General features: G+C 32.4%; 24 protein-coding genes. 17 read left to right on the top strand and 7 right to left on the bottom strand.

The features are described from left to right. Positions 1 to 99: 99 nt before the first annotated feature. The 3 genes from NRK67_12060 (at position 100) to NRK67_12050 (ending at position 698) form a co-directional block, all read left to right on the top strand. Positions 100 to 264, top strand: a complete 165-nt coding sequence (locus tag NRK67_12060; protein ID UUV18016.1) for an AbrB/MazE/SpoVT family DNA-binding domain-containing protein — start codon at positions 100 to 102, stop codon at positions 262 to 264. Positions 265 to 335: 71 nt separating this feature from the next. Further along, positions 336 to 476: a hypothetical protein gene (locus NRK67_12055; protein UUV18015.1), complete on the top strand. Its 141-nt coding sequence runs from the start codon at positions 336 to 338 to the stop codon at positions 474 to 476. Between the two features lie 15 nt (positions 477 to 491). Continuing rightward, positions 492 to 698, top strand: coding sequence for a hypothetical protein (locus NRK67_12050; GenBank protein UUV18014.1), 207 nt, complete (start codon positions 492 to 494; stop codon positions 696 to 698). Here the strand turns inward: NRK67_12050 and NRK67_12045 are convergent. Further along, positions 679 to 1,200, bottom strand: coding sequence for a hypothetical protein (locus NRK67_12045; GenBank protein ID UUV18013.1), 522 nt, complete (start codon positions 1,198 to 1,200; stop codon positions 679 to 681). The two genes, NRK67_12050 and NRK67_12045, sit on opposite strands and share 20 nt — an antisense overlap. A 181-nt stretch (positions 1,201 to 1,381) precedes the next feature. On the opposite strand from NRK67_12045, the gene NRK67_12040 reads away from it, so the two are divergent. From NRK67_12040 to NRK67_12005, 8 genes are all read left to right on the top strand, one after another. Continuing rightward, positions 1,382 to 1,687, top strand: a complete 306-nt coding sequence (locus tag NRK67_12040) for a hypothetical protein (protein ID UUV18012.1) — start codon at positions 1,382 to 1,384, stop codon at positions 1,685 to 1,687. Between the two features lie 65 nt (positions 1,688 to 1,752). Further along, positions 1,753 to 2,214, top strand: a complete 462-nt coding sequence (locus tag NRK67_12035; GenBank protein UUV18011.1) for a hypothetical protein — start codon at positions 1,753 to 1,755, stop codon at positions 2,212 to 2,214. After that, a complete protein-coding gene (locus NRK67_12030) occupies positions 2,211 to 3,305 on the top strand; it encodes a hypothetical protein (protein UUV18010.1) in 1,095 nt (364 codons plus the stop codon). The genes NRK67_12035 and NRK67_12030 overlap by 4 nt, the downstream gene beginning before the upstream one ends. Continuing rightward, a complete protein-coding gene (locus NRK67_12025; GenBank protein UUV18009.1) occupies positions 3,305 to 3,574 on the top strand; it encodes a hypothetical protein in 270 nt (89 codons plus the stop codon). Before NRK67_12030 ends, NRK67_12025 begins: the two co-directional genes overlap by 1 nt. 107 nt (positions 3,575 to 3,681) lie before the next feature. Further along, positions 3,682 to 3,849 carry a hypothetical protein gene (locus NRK67_12020; GenBank protein UUV18008.1) on the top strand — a complete coding sequence of 56 codons (168 nt, stop codon included), beginning with the start codon at positions 3,682 to 3,684 and terminating at the stop codon, positions 3,847 to 3,849. A gap of 9 nt (positions 3,850 to 3,858) precedes the next feature. After that, the gene (locus NRK67_12015) at positions 3,859 to 4,056 is read left to right on the top strand and encodes a hypothetical protein (protein UUV18007.1); all 198 of its coding nucleotides are present in this window, start codon (positions 3,859 to 3,861) and stop codon (positions 4,054 to 4,056) included. Positions 4,057 to 4,167: 111 nt separating this feature from the next. After that, entirely contained in the window at positions 4,168 to 5,508 is a 1,341-nt protein-coding gene (locus NRK67_12010) for a recombinase family protein (protein UUV18006.1), read from the top strand. Between the two features lie 8 nt (positions 5,509 to 5,516). Beyond that, the gene (locus NRK67_12005) at positions 5,517 to 6,080 is read left to right on the top strand and encodes a hypothetical protein (protein UUV18005.1); all 564 of its coding nucleotides are present in this window, start codon (positions 5,517 to 5,519) and stop codon (positions 6,078 to 6,080) included. A gap of 22 nt (positions 6,081 to 6,102) precedes the next feature. On the opposite strand, the gene NRK67_12000 is transcribed toward NRK67_12005, so the two are convergent. From NRK67_12000 to NRK67_11990, 3 genes are all read right to left on the bottom strand, one after another. Next, on the bottom strand, positions 6,103 to 6,495 hold the full coding sequence (locus NRK67_12000; protein ID UUV18004.1) for a DUF2335 domain-containing protein: 393 nt from the start codon (positions 6,493 to 6,495) through the stop codon (positions 6,103 to 6,105). After that, a complete protein-coding gene (locus NRK67_11995; protein ID UUV18003.1) occupies positions 6,455 to 6,664 on the bottom strand; it encodes a hypothetical protein in 210 nt (69 codons plus the stop codon). Before NRK67_11995 ends, NRK67_12000 begins: the two co-directional genes overlap by 41 nt. A gap of 71 nt (positions 6,665 to 6,735) precedes the next feature. After that, positions 6,736 to 7,521, bottom strand: a complete 786-nt coding sequence (locus tag NRK67_11990; GenBank protein UUV18002.1) for an SDR family NAD(P)-dependent oxidoreductase — start codon at positions 7,519 to 7,521, stop codon at positions 6,736 to 6,738. A 310-nt stretch (positions 7,522 to 7,831) separates the two neighbouring features. On the opposite strand from NRK67_11990, the gene NRK67_11985 reads away from it, so the two are divergent. Then, complete coding sequence (locus NRK67_11985; GenBank protein UUV18001.1) at positions 7,832 to 8,899, top strand: hypothetical protein; 1,068 nt, start codon at positions 7,832 to 7,834, stop codon at positions 8,897 to 8,899. A 59-nt stretch (positions 8,900 to 8,958) separates the two neighbouring features. Here NRK67_11985 and NRK67_11980 read toward each other — a convergent pair whose 3' ends face one another. Genes NRK67_11980 through NRK67_11970 form a run of 3 tightly spaced genes read right to left on the bottom strand, consistent with a single transcriptional unit; the run spans position 8,959 to position 10,895 of the window. Beyond that, positions 8,959 to 9,219 carry an acylphosphatase gene (locus tag NRK67_11980; GenBank protein ID UUV18000.1) on the bottom strand — a complete coding sequence of 87 codons (261 nt, stop codon included), beginning with the start codon at positions 9,217 to 9,219 and terminating at the stop codon, positions 8,959 to 8,961. Beyond that, the gene (locus tag NRK67_11975) at positions 9,212 to 10,117 is read right to left on the bottom strand and encodes a Ppx/GppA family phosphatase (protein UUV17999.1); all 906 of its coding nucleotides are present in this window, start codon (positions 10,115 to 10,117) and stop codon (positions 9,212 to 9,214) included. Before NRK67_11975 ends, NRK67_11980 begins: the two co-directional genes overlap by 8 nt. After that, the gene (locus tag NRK67_11970; GenBank protein ID UUV17998.1) at positions 10,110 to 10,895 is read right to left on the bottom strand and encodes a TIGR00266 family protein; all 786 of its coding nucleotides are present in this window, start codon (positions 10,893 to 10,895) and stop codon (positions 10,110 to 10,112) included. Before NRK67_11970 ends, NRK67_11975 begins: the two co-directional genes overlap by 8 nt. 232 nt (positions 10,896 to 11,127) lie before the next feature. Between NRK67_11970 and NRK67_11965 the strand changes: the two genes are divergently transcribed. The 5 genes from NRK67_11965 to NRK67_11945 all read left to right on the top strand — a co-directional run bounded on the left by NRK67_11965 (position 11,128) and on the right by NRK67_11945 (position 17,846). Then, positions 11,128 to 12,900, top strand: coding sequence for an ABC transporter ATP-binding protein/permease (locus tag NRK67_11965; protein ID UUV17997.1), 1,773 nt, complete (start codon positions 11,128 to 11,130; stop codon positions 12,898 to 12,900). Positions 12,901 to 12,902: 2 nt separating this feature from the next. Further along, positions 12,903 to 14,717, top strand: a complete 1,815-nt coding sequence (locus NRK67_11960; GenBank protein ID UUV17996.1) for an ABC transporter ATP-binding protein/permease — start codon at positions 12,903 to 12,905, stop codon at positions 14,715 to 14,717. A gap of 17 nt (positions 14,718 to 14,734) precedes the next feature. After that, positions 14,735 to 15,271: a GNAT family N-acetyltransferase gene (locus NRK67_11955; GenBank protein ID UUV17995.1), complete on the top strand. Its 537-nt coding sequence runs from the start codon at positions 14,735 to 14,737 to the stop codon at positions 15,269 to 15,271. Between the two features lie 17 nt (positions 15,272 to 15,288). Then, positions 15,289 to 15,852 carry a chalcone isomerase family protein gene (locus NRK67_11950; protein UUV17994.1) on the top strand — a complete coding sequence of 188 codons (564 nt, stop codon included), beginning with the start codon at positions 15,289 to 15,291 and terminating at the stop codon, positions 15,850 to 15,852. A gap of 227 nt (positions 15,853 to 16,079) precedes the next feature. Next, positions 16,080 to 17,846, top strand: a complete 1,767-nt coding sequence (locus tag NRK67_11945; protein UUV17993.1) for an aminopeptidase P family protein — start codon at positions 16,080 to 16,082, stop codon at positions 17,844 to 17,846. Positions 17,847 to 17,863: the final 17 nt, after the last annotated feature.

Genomic DNA, 17,863 nt, shown 5'->3' with positions numbered 1-17,863 from the left:
TTATTGACTTATGTAAATACAAATTTCTAAATTTGAAAAAATAATATTGACAATTTCAAAATTAGGAATTATACTAAAAGAAATTGGAGGTGATTATTTATGGTTATGCTTCTAGGATTGTTTAAAATTTGGAGGACTGGAAATTCTGCTGGGATTACAATCCCTTCTAGATTAACTAAGGCATTAGACATAAAAAAAGGGGATACTGTCAAAATGTATTATCATGAAAAAGAAAATAAACTTGAAATTTTTTTAAAGCTTTAATTTCAAATTTTGAAATTAAGAATAATTCTACACTCAAATTTCAAATTTTTATTTAATAATAGGAGGAAACTATGGAAATTTCAAATGCCAAGGTTATAAAAACTGTATTTAGGAATAAAGATAAGATAAAAAAGAATGAATTTATAAAGAAAATAAAGAAGCTGACCTATGATGTGACTCCTACCGGGGAGAAGCAGTATAAATTATTTTAAGGGAGGAGGAGGAGAATGAAAAATATTCAAGCAATAACTTACGATGGAATGGATAACCATAAAAAATTAATAATTAAAGCTGAACAAATTGAGATTTTATATAAAAAAATAAAAGATGAATTCCCAAGTTTATCTACTTTAAAATTTATTAAAAGCGAACTAAAAAAAGAAGAAGTTCTATTTCAAGAACTTCTTCAAGAGACTATGAAAGAGCTGATTTAGCTTGATCTAAATTAAATGATAGTTCTTTATATTTTTTTAAATGTTCCCCTTTTATAGAAATTTTATTTGAATATGGTTCTCTTATAGAAAGTAAAAAATTTTGATATTCACTTAAAGCAGAAATATAATTTAGTAATTTTGGTTCATTATATTTAGAAATATATTTAGTTGGGTAAGTAATACCATTATAAGTGACAGTTTCATCAGGTAAAAAAAGTATAAATTTATCTTTTTTATCTTTTTGCGGAGTAATATCTTTGTATTTTTGTCCATCATCAGATGACCAAATGCAATGAAACTCTGCTTCTACATATAAAGGGTTATCCCATATTATCCATCCATATAATGGTTTCCCACCATCTTTTTTACATTTAGTAGCTACATTATCAAAACAATTGGAAACTGTAGAATGCTTTTCCGGTGCAACTTGGATGTATAAAGCCTCGTTACCATTAATGTGATTCATCATCATATATTGTACTTCAGTTATATCAGCTTTCATTTTTGTGCCTCCTTGTGATTAATTTTATTGTGGTGATCAAATTATAACATATAAGTAGGCACATCAGAATAGGTAATTTTAGGAGGGAGGAGGAAAGTTTTATTCAAGAAATTTTAAAAAATAAAAAGAGTAGAAGCAGATCTACCCTTAAAGTATTAAGCTATTTAGGAGGAAAATAACAATGAACGAAAAGTTAATTATATATTCTTTAATAATACTAGGATTATTAATTTCTGTAATCGTATGTCTAGATTATTTATACCGTTTAGCAATTATAAAAACCTTTAAACCTCAAAGATCAAAACTTGAGTTAGAAGAGCAATTTATTCTAAAAGAACTTCGAGATCGCAATATACATATTATCAATGAAATCCCTAAATTTTGGGAAAATTCCAACAAAGAAATTAAATATTGCTATTACTTCTGCCAAAAATGCAATCGTCTTTCTAAAAAGAATCGGAACTTCAAAAGGAAAAACAGTAAATAAACCCTCTAAGAATAACTTTTAAATAAGAAAAATCAAAAATTTATATCAAAACCAGGAGGTAACACATGGCTAGACCAGACTCAGCTCTGTCATTAGAGCTAGAAAGAAGTATGAATATGCAGGTAAGGGTAGAAACATTTGAAGAACATCTGAGGCATGCAAGAGTGATAGACGATCTCGATGATGAAAGAAGAGTTAAGAGTTTTAATCTGAATAAATGGAATGAGGATATGCAGAAATCCTTTTCTAAAACCAGATCCAAGATTCTAAAGCTAAAAGATCTTATGTCTATGAAAAAAGCCCTGGAAGATTTGGATAAAAAGATCAATGAATTTAATGAAACATATTTTGAAAAAAGAAAGCAAATAGATGCTTTAGAGGTCCAGTATGAAGCACTAGATGATGAAGTGAGAGTGTGGCTTCTGGAATATTCTGTCAGCTGCCGGGAGAAACTGAAGATAGAAAATTCTAATATCGAGAAAAAACTTATCAAAGAAAATTTAGGAAAAAAGAGAGGCAAACTATGAATTATAAAAATATTTTACAAAATACTCTATCTCAAGAAGCCACATTAATGGTTAATAAAAAACTTATGGCTAAATATGGAATAGAATTAGCTTCTCTTGTAGCTTATCTAATAGATCAAGAGAGATACCATGAAGGAGAAGAATTCTATTGTCATGATACATCAATAAAACTATATACAGGGATTAATATTGAAAGAATCTCTACTATAAAAAAATTAGGAGTAAAGAAAGGATTATTTAAAATTGTAAGAAAGGGAATGCCAATATCTAGCTATTACTATATCAATCACAAAGTGATCTTAGAAGAAATATCAAGCGATGATAGTGTAAGTGATTTAGCTTATGGTAGAGAAGTTGGTGACATAGAGTTTACTAGAGAAAATATCTTAAAAATCAGTCGTGATAATATCAGACTTTTAAGTCGAAAATTAGGGATTAAATACAGCGGTAAAGATAAAAAATCTATCTTAGTTGCCAATCTTATTGACTTTCTACAGTTACCGGAAAATCCTGTAACTAATGACAGGGAAATCCCGTCACTAGTGACCGATATATCCGTAACCAGTGACGGCTATATCCCGCTAAATAAAGAAACTAAGAACCTAGAAACAAAGAATAAAGAAACAGTAGTAGCAATAGAGGAAAATCCTACTGCTACTTCTGAAGATACTTTTTTTCAAAACCTAAAAGATCTTCTCGTAAAAAATAATTTTAAAAACTATAATTCCCAAACTCTGAAAAACATAAAAAATTATTCAAAGGGATCTCTTGAAGAGGTAATAAAAGTAATAGAATTTATGAAACTTAAAAGCAAGGCTATAAATTCTAAAACCTTAGTAGCGATTCTCAAAGATGGAGACCATAAGGTGATTGAGCCGGTAGACATAAAAAAGGTTCCTAAGGCTGATAAAGTAGCCCATATGCTGAAAATCACTACACAGGATGAAATTGATGACCTATGTAACCAGATAGCTAAATCATTTGGGTATGAAGAATATAATAACCTGAATAAAAGTGATGAAAATATAGTAAATACCGAGTTAGAAAACATTTTTTGCAGGAGATATAACAAGCTTCATAGGGGGAATTGATGGATGCAATTATGACACCGAATGGTTTAATTGATGAACTGAAGGATCGCTTTAAAATAAGTATTATAGAGCTTAGAAGAGATCTCCCGGGATACGAAATCAAAATGTACTGCGATGCTCTGGGAATTACAGAAAAAACATTCTTTTGGGCAATAAAAAATTGGAAGTCTAAAAAGGAATTAAAAAAGCAGGAGCAATCAACATCTAAAATTTGTCCGACCAAAGAAAAAAATAGAGGTATGAAAACTACTCCTGCAGGTAAATTATAGCACAAAATTAAAATTTCCGACCAAAGAAAAAATATTAGGAGTGCTAATGATCTACCTGGATTATAGCAGCTAATATATAAATTGTATTTAATTTAGGAGGGATAAAGATGGAATTTCAAGGAACTATCTCAAACTGGGTAAAATTCAGCACTATCATGCTTGAGAGTATAAAAGAGCTTCAATTTATGGGAGAGACCTATACAGATGAAAAGAACATAAAAAAATATGCAAGAGAATCGTATTTAGTGAGAGAAGCAATAAAATTTAAGATGTAGGAGGATTAAATGAAGTTATCAACAAAGTTTTATATTTCAGCTTATATCATTGTAATTTTAAGTATAGCCCTAGCTAATTATCTTGGAAAACTTAATTTAGGTTACATCATAGGTTCAATAGCCTGGACTACAGCTACAATATTATTAGTACTTCGATCTGAACTTATTAAAATAGAGAAAAAGTTTAAAGATAGTTATCCAGAATAAATAAAATTTATTAGGAGGTATAAAATATGCTATTAGGAAATGAAAAACTAACTAAAAAACAAAAGAGGGAGATCTCCAAAAGGGTCATGGAACTTTTAAGGGAATTAGATGATGAAGAATAAAAAAGGAATAATTTATGTCAGAGAATCCACCAAAGACCAGGACTGGGAAGCACAGCTTATAGAATGTAGAAATTATGCTGCTAAACTAGGAATCGAAGTTGTAAAGGAATATGTCGATCAGATGTCCGGAGCCAGGAACGACCGGAAGGGGTTTCTTGAGCTTCAGGATAATATAAAAAACCAGGAATTTGATATCTTAATCCTATGGGAACTTTCTCGTGCTACCAGGGATTTCATAACCTATCGACTTCTATTCCAAAGTCTAAAAGAAGCCGATATAGAACTTCACTCCCTCCAGGAAGGGATCCTGGCTACAGATGATGATATAGATAAAAACTTTGGTATAGACATCATGGCTCTCCTAAACGAAAGGGAAAGAAAGATCGTCGGCCGTAGGATAAAAATAAGAAAAGACTCCCTCAGGTATTCCGGTAAATGGGGAGGAGGAAGAACTCCCCTTGGATACTCCAGTAATGGTCCTGAGTTATTTATAAATGAGGATGCTCCCTTAGTTCGTGAGATCTTTAATCTCTATTCAAAAGGTGAATCCATAGCAGCCATAGCTAGAAAATTTGGAATGAATGATAGAAAAAAAGTTGGCAGAATATTAAAAAATCCATTATATACCGGTAAAATTGTTATCGCCACTGAATCTGTCAATGGGAAAACTAAAGTATATAATCCCCCTAAACTAATAGATGGACTGCATGAACCCATCATCTCTGAAGAATTATTCTATTCCATTAACAAAATCAGGAAAAGTAATAAACCTAAGAGTTATAAAGATCATTATCTATTCAATAATGTAATCTGCCAATGTGGAAAAAAAGCCTATCCTTGCAGGAATAAACGGGGTCACCTAACATATGATTGTAAAAATCATGTACACTGGCATAGTGGTGCTATGCTAGAAGAGCAGGTAATCGATATTTTAGAAAAAGAGATGGAAAAGATGACCTTAGAAGATGACGACCCAAATAATCCAAAAGTAAGAATTACCCTCTATGAAAATGAACTAAAAAAAATTATAACCAAGGAAAAAAACTTGTTAACTAAATACCTGGATAACAAAGTCTCAGAATCCCTTTTTGATTCCACCAGTTCAGAATTATCCAAGACAAAGGAAGGGATCCAGGAAGAAATAAAGTCATTAAAAGAGTACAAACCTAATACTATTAATATAGATAACAAAACTCTGTTAAAAAAGTACCTGAAAAAAATTAAAAATGAAAAGGACCGAAAAAAGATAAAGAAGATCTTAAATTTGATAATTTATGAAATTAAGTATGTTAATAATTTTAGAGCTGTAGTTATCACTAACCTTATTTAGGAGGAGCCATGATCTTATATGATAAAATTAAAGCAAAATATAGTAAAGATGAGGTAAAAGAATTTTTAGGAGATCCAACAGGTAGAAGACTATGGAGAGAAGAGAAAAATATTCTTCCTACTTCTATTAGTTCCAAAATAAATTTACGAAAACTAAACTACACAATAGAAGAATTTAGCCAAGATTACAAAGAAATCATTGATAAATATCTTGAAAAAGAGATGTATTATCAGCTTTTCATAAACGGCTTTAAAATTAATGATATAAAGAAAAAATTCAATTTAGAAACCCAAATATATGCATATTTAATCCGGGGTTTTGATTATAATGGTGTTACTAGAAATATGCATCTTGCCTTTGACCCTCTAGGAATAGTAGTTGATATTTCACTTTTCACAGTGGATCTTTATAAAACTCATATAGAACTCTTTGGGAAAAAAGAGGATCTGGAAAACTTCAGGAATAGATACGGAATCAAATGGGAGCTCTGGTATGAGCCATACAGAAAGTCCTGGCATCTTGCCTTTAACGGCTGCCTAGCTGAATACATAAGAACTAAAAAAGCAGGATGAAGCCCATCCTGCTTTTAATTTATTATTTATTCTCTGTTTTATTTTTAAACATAAAAGAAGCTATAATTCCTGCAATAGGTGTTAAAATCAAAGTGAATCCCTTTACAGATTTATCAGAAATTACCAAGTACAAACCTGCTCCTATACATAAAATTGCAATTAAAAACCCAAAAATCAATCCTGTCTTTGACATAAAAGAATGGTTTTTCATTAGTTTAGTATCCATTTCATGTCTGTGAGCCTGTTCTTTTTCTGCCATTATAAAAACTCTTTCAGGAAATGTTTCATCAATTCCTTTAAGTCCTTTTAAAATATTTGGGTGTGGTATCGGCCCTTCATAAGCTTCGTGACGCGCTTGCATTTCTCCTGATTCATTAGAAGTCTTTACAGCATTTTGTTGAGTTTTTGATTTCATCAATTCCTCCTCTAATACTATTTCCAACGTTAGTCCAATCATTTTTTAATAATTGTTTATCCCTTAAAATAGATTCTCCATACTTTAAAGGTTCAGAATGAAAAGACAAAGAGAATGATTCTACTATAAATCCTAAGCCACTTAATAAACTTTTTTTATTTTTAGTCATAATAATTCCTCCTTTTAAAGTTACTCAATTATACCATAAATCAGATTATATTAGTGATTAATTTTTACTGGTTATTTTTCATTTTCGTACTGGGGTGTGAGCTTGTGAATATCTCGCCCCGTAGCTTGCTTATTCGGAGTCAGCATCAGCTCACACACCTGTATATTCTGCGGTAATGAAGTCGTATATACAATAACTTCAGCTACATCTTCTGAAGTCAGGGCTTCTATCCCCTTATATACATTTTCAGCTTTTTTGTCATCTCCTCTAAACCTGACATTTGAAAATGGAGTTTCCACCATTCCCGGCTCTATATTTGTTACCCTGATAGGAGTATCTATAAGATCTATCCTCATTGCATCGGATAATGTTTTTACCGCCGCTTTACTGGCACAATAAACTCCCCCTCCTGGATATGCTCCTCTTCCTGCTGTAGATCCTAAATTCACCACATGTCCATTTACTTTGGCTTCCAACATGAGAGAAATTATTTTTTTAGACATATATAATAACCCCTTTACATTTACATCTATGACATTATCAAATGAACTGTATTCACTTTCATGGATCTTATCCATCCCCAATGCTAAGCCGGCTGAGTTTACTAATATATCTATTTTTCTCCACTTATCTTCCAATGAATTGATACTCTTTTCTACATCTTCTGAACTGGATATGTCCATCTGCAGAAGTTTAATATCAATATTTTTAAATCCAAGTATCTCATCTTTAAGTTCCTCTAATTTATCCACCCTTCTTGCCACCAAGATTAAATCATAGGATTTTTCTGCATATCTAAGTGCTGCAGCTCTTCCTATTCCTGAACTGGCTCCTGTAATTAAAACAATTTTTTTCATTTTTACCCCCTATATAAAATTTAAAATTTGTTTATGTTCTTTTTTATTTTATCCTTTTTCATCTTTCTACACAAGTTTTAAATTTTTTTAGTTGCCTTCAGTCTCCCTCTTCTATTTAATAGCAAACACTCTGCCAAACCACCAGAGTATACTATATATTTTTCTTCAATATAAATAGAAAACACCTTTCATTTGAGCTACTCATAAAACTACCCTTCTTGCCATTTTTCACATTATGGTGTATAAATAAGATGTAACTCAATTTTTTTATAATAGATACCGTATCTATAAGTTAACAAAAGGAGACAGAATGGATGATCTTTCCCACTGGGTTGAAGAATTTCAAGATAATATGCAGGAATACGAAATATTTATATTTCACCTCCAGCAAAAAATTGAAAGAATTCTAAAAGACAATAATATATTCTATGTAAAGACAGAAGCTCGTGTAAAAAGTCTGGATAGTTTTAAAAGAAAGTTAGAGATGAAAAAAAATAAATATAAAAACCCATTGGAAGAGATGACCGATATCCTGGGTATTCGTATAATTACATACTACAGGGAAGACCTCGATGGAATTTTAAAACTTCTCAAAGAAAATTTCAAGATTGATTATAAAAACTCAACAAACAAACTTCAAAGTTTAAAATATAACGAGATGGGCTACCTGTCTCTTCACTATATCTGTAAATGTAAACCCAGCCAAAAAAATCTTTATGGGTGCACAGATTTTAAATTTGAAGTACAGATACGAACGGCACTACAGCATATCTGGGCTCAAATAGACCACCAATTAAGATATAAAACTCTTGCCAATATCCCAAATAAAGTTCAAAGAAAACTATTTAGAATAAGTGCCATGTTAGAGAGTATCGATGATGAATTCGATTCTATTAAACATGATGTTCAGGTAGTTGAGAATTTTTATAAGGACAGATTTAATGAAAAAGAATACAGCCTTCGTCTGGATCTTTCAAGTATCAATTTTTACCTGAAGTACAACGACAGGTTTATTAGATCTATCTGCAAAAAATTAGGAGTCTTTCATTTCAATAATTTTGAAGTAGCAAAAGAGGAACATTTAGAGAAAAAATTGATTAAATTTGCACTTCAATTCAATAAAAATAGGATTATCTATATCGAAGAATTAGTTAATAGAATCTATAAAAATACCGATCTTATCCTGGAAAAGTTAGATAAAAATACCTTGAAAAAAATAAATTATCTGGTTAATTCCAGCTGTTCTTTTGTCTTAACATTTTTGCTCCTACTCAATGAGGATATTTCAGAGATCCAAAAGATCTATAAACTGACAGATTCTAGTTTAGAAAAGATTAAGGAACTTAGAAAAATCATTTTATCGGGTGAATCTAACTAAAATATAATTTTTTCAATAAAAAAAGGCTCCTAATTTAGGAGCCTTTTTTTGTCAATCTGCTAGTATAAAATTTTAAAATCATCATAACTGAGATCCAACGTCTCTGTTTTTATGATTTTTTCCACATGACTAAAAAAGTTACCTTTTTTAATCTCATTTAGGATCTCTCCCTGTCTGCTGCTATCTATGATTATTTCTACACTTCCATCAGACAAATTTTTTACACTTCCATTAAATTTTAACTTTTCAGACAATTGATAAACAAAATATCTGAACCCTACTCCCTGTACACGACCATAAACAATATATCTATTACTCATGGGTCATCATTCCCTCTAAGATATCTGACTCTGAAACTATAATTTTATCCCTTTCCAGAACCTCCATTATCCATAACAGGAGATAGGTTCCTGGAATAATTACCTCAGCTCTCTTTGGGTGTAACCCCACTATTTTTTTCCTCTCCTCCAGTGACAGTCTTGAAAATTTATCCAGATTTTTTAAGATATCTTTTTTAGTCAGCTTATACATATGTACCCTGTCGGTATCATACTCCTCCATCTCCAGGAGTACACTGACATGAGTAGTAACAGTACCGGCTACCCCTACCAGCCTGAATGACTGATCTTTATACTTAGACAGTTTTTTCAAAATTTCTTTCACCCAAACTTCACCATTTAAAAGATCTTCTTTTCCCTTAAAGAATTTTTCTCCTAGTCTTACTGCACCTACATTGAAACTCTCTATATATTCAATATTGTTTTTATCCCCTAAGATAAATTCTGTACTTCCTCCGCCTATATCAAACACCATAATTTTTTCATCAAATTCAGATACCGCTCCGGAAAAACTCAACCTTCCCTCTTCTTCTCCTGTAATACAATGGATCTCGAGATTTGTTTCGGCCTTTACCCGGGAGATAAATTCCTCTCTATTCTTGGAATCACGGGTAGCAGAAGTTGCAGTAACTTTTATCTCCTCTGCACCATATTCATCTATCTTTCTTCTGTATAGTTTTAGAGCTTCTACGGTCCTATCCATAGCATCCTGCCTTAAAATTCTTGTTTTATCTACATCTTGTCCGAGCCTTGTTATTTCCATTAATTTTAATATTTTATCTGTAATTTTTCCATTTTCTATACAGGCAATAAATAGCCTGCATGAATTAGTTCCAATATCGATCACAGCTTTAATTTTTTTTTTATGAGTATTAATCATTGTCTCCACCAAACATACTTCCTAATATGCCTCCTGCTATTCCTCCTGCCAGCATGTCTCCGCCACTATTACTCTGTCCCCTGTTACTTCCTACTGCTGCACCTAATCTTTCAGCTAATTTTGATATTGGCATAGACTGTATATATACAGTTCCCGGTCCCTGTAAAGTCGCCAAAAACAGCCCTTCCTTACCGAACATAGCATTTTTAAAGCCCCCTACAAATCTAATATCATAGTCTACACTAGATTCAAATCCTACAACACACCCTGTATCTACTCTCAGTGTTTCCCCATGAGCTAATTTTTTTTCAACTATGGTTCCTCCTGCATGGATAAAAGCCATTCCATCTCCTCTTAATTTTTGAAGGATAAATCCTTCTCCTCCAAAGAATCCAGCTCCTAATTTTTTAGTGAAAGCCACATCTATATCTATCCCATTTGCCGAGCACAGATAGGAATCTTTCTGACATAAAAATTCACCATTAAATTTTTTTAGATCTATAGGAATTATCTGTCCCGGGTATGGTGCAGAAAATCCAACTCTTGATTTTTGATTCCCTTCATTTAAAAATGTTGTGATGAAGAAACTTTCTCCAGTTATCATCCTCTTGAAACCTCCAAAGAGGCCGCCTTTATTTTTTGTCTGCATGTCTATCCCATCTTCCATGTAGGTCATAGCTCCTGCCTCTGCTCTCACTCCCTCTCTAGGGTCTAACTCTATTTCCACTAACTGGATTCCTTCACCTTTAATTTCATAATCTATAACATCTGCTGACATCTTACCCCTCCTGATATTCTTACTTAAAATATTTTAGTTTTTTTTATTATATTTATTATTACATAACAATTAAAAAATTCAAAATTAATTTTTCTTACTTTTATCTTTAATTTAAATATTATATCTATCAATTATCGGTCTTTTATAAAATGAGGTAATTTCTATTCAAATCATTAAATTTTGAAGGGATAAAAAAACATAGTATACTCTGTTTATGGACAAGGAGGTTACAATGAATTATTTAAACAAAATCTATACTTATACAAAGGGATACCGCAGAGTTTATTTACTTTCCACCCTTACTGTTCTTGGAGCAACTCTATTTTCCCTGTTGAATCCCCTTATTATTAAATATACAGTAGATATCATCATACAAAATTCCGATCTATCCGGCTCTTTTTTTGAGAAATCTATGGATTTTTTTATAGGCAAAAGTCTTTTAAATGCGTGCATTCTTATAATTTTTATTGCTGTTTTTCAGGGGTGCTGTCTATATCTTAAAGGAAAATTATCCAGTGTGGCATCTGAAGGGATGGCAAAAACCATCAAAGACAAACTGTATACCCAGCTTCAAAATGTTAAATATAGCTATTTTAATGATATAGAAACAGGAGATCTCCTCCAAAGGTGTACTTCTGACGTTGAGACGATTCGAAAATTTTTAGCTATACAATTAGTTGAAGTAGTAAATATAATTTTAATGATTACAATTATTTTTTTCACCCTGATCAACTTAAATTTTAAACTTTCCATCATTGTACTGTCGATAGTTCCATTGATGTTTATATTCTCCTTATATTTTTTTATTGTAGTGAAAAAATATTTTAAAGTTTCCGATGAAGCTGAAGCTAAATTATCGACCATCCTCCAGGAGAACATCCATGGTGTCCGGGTAGTCAAAGCTTTTGCCAGTGAGGATTTAGAGATAAAAAAATTCCATCGTTCCAATAAACATTATAGTGATGTCACCTATAAACTCATCCAGTTATTTGCCTACTATTGGCCTGTCTCATCATTTTTTTCCTTTATACAGATGGGGTTAGTCCTATTTTTAGGTATTAGATGGGCTGTTGCTGGAACCATTACCATTGGTACTGTAATTGCCTTTGGAATGTATGTATGGCAGTTAGAATTTCCTGTGAGAAATTTAGGACGGGTATTAAGTGATTTTGGTAAGGCTGCCGTTTCCTTTGAGAGGATAGAGGAGATCTTAGACATTGAAAGTGATTTTAATGGAGAGAAAAACTTAAAGAAACCTGAAATAAATGGAAAGATAGTTTTTGAAGATGTTAAATTTTCCTATGTGGATAAACCGGTATTAAATGGAATTTCCTTTAATTTGGAGATAGGGGAGACCCTGGGTATACTAGGACCTACAGGAAGCGGAAAATCCTCTCTTATCCACCTAATCACAAGGTTATACGACTATGATAGCGGCTCTATAAAGATTGATGGCATAGAATTAAAGGAGATAGATAAAAAATGGATCAGAAAAAACGTTGGACTGGTTCTGCAGGAAACATTTCTTTTTGCAAAGAATGTCAAAGAAAATATCGGCATCACTAAAAGAATCTTAGATGACTGTGATATTTTTGCTGCTGCCAAAACTGCATCTATCCATGAGGGAATTTTAAATTTTAAAGAGGGATACAACACCCAGGTAGGAGAAAAGGGAGTTTCCCTCTCTGGAGGTCAAAAACAAAGGATAGCCATAGCCAGAACGATCATTAATAACCATAAGATATTGATCTTTGATGACTCCCTCAGTGCAGTGGATATAGAAACCGATGCGTCAATCAGACAGGAGTTGAAGAAAAAGCATGATTCTTCAACAACAATAATAATTTCTCACAGAATATCCTCGATCATGGACTCCGATAAAATAATGATCTTGGAGGATGGAAAAATTACCGGTTATGGAACTCATAATCAGTTAAAAAGTAGGGATGGTCTCTACAAAAGAATTTTAAAGATCCAGGAAGATGGAATGAAGGAAGGGGTTTAATAGTGGAAACAATAAATAAAAAATCATCTATAAATATCATAAAAAATATCTTGCTCTTTCTTAAACCCTTTAAGGGAAAGATCGCTGTCATCTTTATCAGTATAATTATTATTTCCGGCTTGGAAGCTTATCTTCCTGTTATGCAAAAAATTGCCATAGATGACTTTATCCTCCGGGAGAGCACCCAGGGAATAGATTTATTTTTAATAAAATATATCGGAATTACCATAAGTTTATTAATTTTAATCTACATTTTTATCTCCTTTGGGGGAAAAGTCGAGATGGCACTGGTTTACTCTCTCAGGGAAAAAGCCTTTGAAAAATTACAATATCAGTCATTTTCATATTTTGATACCAATGCCGATGGATGGATCATGGCAAGAATGACCTCTGACATCAGGAAAATAGGTGAAATTGTAGCCTGGGGATTTGTAGATATGATCTGGAGCATTGGATTTCTTAGTGGTATCTTGATCATGATGTTTAAATTAAACTATAAACTGGCCCTGATCCTTACCCTTTTACTCCCAATTTTAGTTGCCATAAGTATCTATTTTCAAAGAAAAATTTTAAGAAGCCAGAGAGATGTACGAAAAATTAATTCCCTTATTACCGGAGCATACAACGAGGGTATTTTAGGAGCCAAAACATCTAAGATCCTGGTAAATGAAGAAAAAAATATCGATGAATTTGAAAACTTAAGCTCCCGAATGAATAGAACATCTGTTGGAGCAGCTATTATTACTGCACTGTACCTTCCTATGATAATAGGACTAAATAGTGTAGGACTTATAGCGGTCTTAGGAGTCGGCAGGAATTTTATTTTAAATGGAGCTATCAGTATAGGAACCTTGGTTCTTTTTATCAACTATACTACCATGTTCTTTGATCCTATAAAACAATTTTCCCGTGTCTTTACAGAGATGCAGTCAGCTCATGCCTCCTTCGAAAGAGTATTAGAGCTCATTCATTCAGATCTTGAAATTAAAGATTCTAAAGAAATAATTGAAAAATACGGGGATATATGTGAAAAAAAAATTCATAACTGGGAAAAAATAGAAGGTGATGTTGAATTTAAAAATGTTGACTTCAAATATAATAACGGGGAACCTATCCTCAAAAACTTTAACCTCAGGATATCTTCTGGTGAAACCATAGCTCTGGTAGGTGAAACAGGATCTGGAAAATCCACAATTGTAAATCTTGCATGCAGGTTTTATGAACCCACAGAGGGAAGTGTTCTTATAGATGGTATCGATTATAAGAACAGATCCCAGAGCTGGCTCCACCATAATCTAGGTTATGTTCTTCAGACCCCCCATCTGTTCAGCGGTACAATCAAAGATAATATTTCCTATGGGAAGAGGGACGCTGCATTTGAAGAGATTGTAGACGCAGCCAAATTAGTAAAGGCACATGATTTTATTCATAAATTTAAACATGGTTACGATACAGAAGTAGGAGAGGGAGGAAATAACCTTTCTACAGGACAAAAACAACTGATCTCCTTTGCCAGGGCTATCCTAAAAAATCCCAGTATATTTATCTTAGATGAGGCTACCTCCTCTATAGATGCAGAGAGTGAAAAGATGATTCAGGATGCTACCGATATCCTTTTACACGGAAGAACCAGCTTTATAATTGCCCATAGACTCTCGACCATTATTAACGCTGACAGAATCTTGGTTATAAAGGATGGCGAGATTATAGAGGAGGGTAATCATAATTTTTTAATGGATAAAAAAGGAAGTTATTTCACCCTTTACACCCACCAATTTACCCGGGATAAAGAATCAAAATTAATGTCACAAAACTAATTTGGAGGAATACTAATATGAAAAAATACAATTTAAAAAATAAAAAAAACTATCTGATTCGGGAGATAACTCCTGAAGATGCTAAAAATTTTATAACTTATAGAACTACTTTAGCAGATGAAACCACTTATATGAGGGCTTCTAGATCGGAATTAAACCTCAATTTAGAAGATCAGGATAGATCTATCGAAAATTTTATAAATTATGACAACCAATATTCTATTGTTGCTGAGCTGGATGAGATTATCATAGGAAACCTCCAATTTAGAGGAGGAAATCGTCAGAGAACCAAACATGCAGGTGAATTTGGAATAAGTGTTTTAAAAGATTATTGGGGAAACAGGATTGGATACAACCTGCTCTCTCACCTCATTGAATGGGTTAAAGACAACAAGGCAATCAAGAAAATTAATCTGGAAGTCCGGGAAGATAATAAAAGTGCTATTGCTTTATATAAAAAATTAGGTTTTGAATTGGAAGGAACAATCAGAAAAAATTTCTTTGCTGACGGTAAATATTATGATTCACATGTTATGGGCATGACTTTCAAGTAAAGTTTAAGGAGTTTTATATGAAGAAAATCATCTTATATTTTTTTATTTTTTCTAACCTTTCATACACCCAGACAATCAATGATGTAGTTCTAAAGAATAAAATTAAAGTCCATGGCCAGGATCTTGTTTTAAACGGTGCCGGTACCAGGAATAAATTTTTTATGGATATATATGTGGGATCTTTATATGTTACATCTCCTGCAAATGATGCCGTATCTATAATTAACTCTAATACCATTAAAAGTATGCACCTTTATATTGTCTCTAGCTGGATCAATCGCAGGTTATTAAAAAGTGCCCTTCGGTCTGAATTGAAAAACTCTTCCACCAAAGAAGAGATGGAACAACTCCAGGATGAGATAGATATTTTTTTATCTACATTCGACGAAGAGATTAAAAAGGGAGATAAATTCATCTTTAATATAATCCCAGATATAGGAGTCGAAGTTTATAAAAATAACAAACTGATCAAATCTATACATGGAGATCTATTCAGTAAAAGGCTGATCCAGCTATGGATAGGAGATACTCCTGTGGATAAAAAACTAAAAACTGAAATTTTAGGAGATTCAGATATATAATATTAAATAGAGTAGATTAAAGTGGTCTTTTCAAAGAAAAGATCATTTTTTTTATAGTCGAGGATGCCACGTCACGTTGCTTTTTTATAGCTTTATTTTATCAAATTTCATTTCCATAAAATAAAATTTGTTTTTTTAATTTATTATTAGAATTTGACTTGCTTCTTTTAGGAAATAGAGTATACTTGGATTGAATAAAATATTAAAAATAATTAAGGGAGGTACAAATGTTAAATGATAAACTTTTAAAACTTAGAGATGAAATGAGTAAAAATGGGATAGACGCTTATATTATTCCCAGTTCAGATGCACACCAGAGTGAATATGTAGCAGAATATTTTAAAGGCAGAAGATGGATCAGTAACTTTACAGGGAGTGCTGGAACTGCTGTTATTACCTCTGATTCTGCTGGTCTTTGGACAGACGGACGATACTTTATCCAGGCTGAAAAAGAACTTGAAGGAAGTGGCTTTGATCTTTTTAAAATGGCTCAAGAGGGAGTACCTACCTACCCTGAATGGTTAAAAAGTGTTGTCAAAGAAGATGGTATTATTGGATTTGACGGGAAAGTAATCTCTGTTTCTGCCTATAATGAATTAAAAAAAGGGTTCGAGGATGACAACTTTAAAATCCAGTATGACCTATTGGAATCTATTTGGGATGACAGGCCTAGTTTTCCAAAGGAAAATATATTTGTTCATGACCTCTGTTATGCTGGTAAGTCTACATTGGAAAAGATTGATATTATTCGGGAAATCTATCACTCCCATGGAGCTGACAGCTATATTCTGAGTTCTTTAGATGACATTGCATGGACTTTTAACCTGAGAGGAAGCGATGTACTGAACAATACTACTTTCTATGCCTATGCACTTATTGAAGATGATAAGACTACTATATTTATAGATCAGGATAAATTAGATGAAAAAACTAAATCATACCTTAAAGAAAACAATGTAATTTTAAAATCCTACGATGAGATCACTGATATTTTATCTAATTTAGAGAATAAAAATATCTATCTCAGCCCGGAAAGAACAAGTATTTTTATCCAGTCATTGCTTAAAAATAATAAAATTATCCACAATAAAGAGATCACTACCCATTTAAAAGCTGTTAAAAATGAGGTAGAGATACAAAATTCAAGGGAATGCTATTTAAATGATTCTATAGCTCTCCTAAAAGGGTTTAAACATATTGAAGAAAATTTCAAAAAAACTCCTATCACTGAATTAGATGTAGAAGATATTATCAAAAATGAAAGATCAAAGATAGACGGGTTTAAAGGGATAAGTTTTGATACTATTGCAGGGCATAAAGACCATGCAGCTCTTATGCATTTTAAAGCCAATGAAAAAAATACATACACTCTGGAATCTTGTGGGTTTTTATTGGTAGATTCAGGGGGACAATACCTCAATGGGACTACCGATATTACCAGAACATTTTCATTAGGAGATATCACACTTGAGCAGAAAAAAGACTTTACTCTGGTACTAAAAAGTGTAATTAACCTCAGCAGGGCTAAATTCTTAAAGGGGACTACCGGTTATAAATTAGATATGTTAGCCAGATATCCCCTATGGTTAGAAGGGATAGATTATAAGTGTGGAACTGGTCATGGGGTTGGGTTTTTCCTAAATATTCACGAGGGTCCGCAAGGTTTTTCTGTTAGAAAAAGTCACGATCTTCCTTTAGAAGTAGGTATGAATTTAACTGTTGAACCTGGTGTATATAAAGAAGGCAGACATGGTATTCGTACTGAAAATACAGTTATAGTAAAGGAAGCTTTTACCAATGAAAACGGGACTTTTTATGAGTTTGAGACTATATCATTCTTCCCGATTGATATAAATTCTATCGATCCTGCCCTGTTAAATAGTGATGAATTAGAATGGATCAACTCCTACCATGCTGCTACATTTGCTAAACTGTCTCCATATTTAAATGAAGATGAAACAAACTGGTTAAGAGAAAAAACTAAGCAAATATAAATAGCAAGGTGACGTTG

This window comes from Fusobacteria bacterium ZRK30, assembly GCA_024628785.1.
GTDB lineage: Bacteria > Fusobacteriota > Fusobacteriia > Fusobacteriales > Fusobacteriaceae > Psychrilyobacter.
Note: the sequence above shows the minus strand (reverse complement) of the source record. Positions and strands in the feature narration are given on the sequence as shown.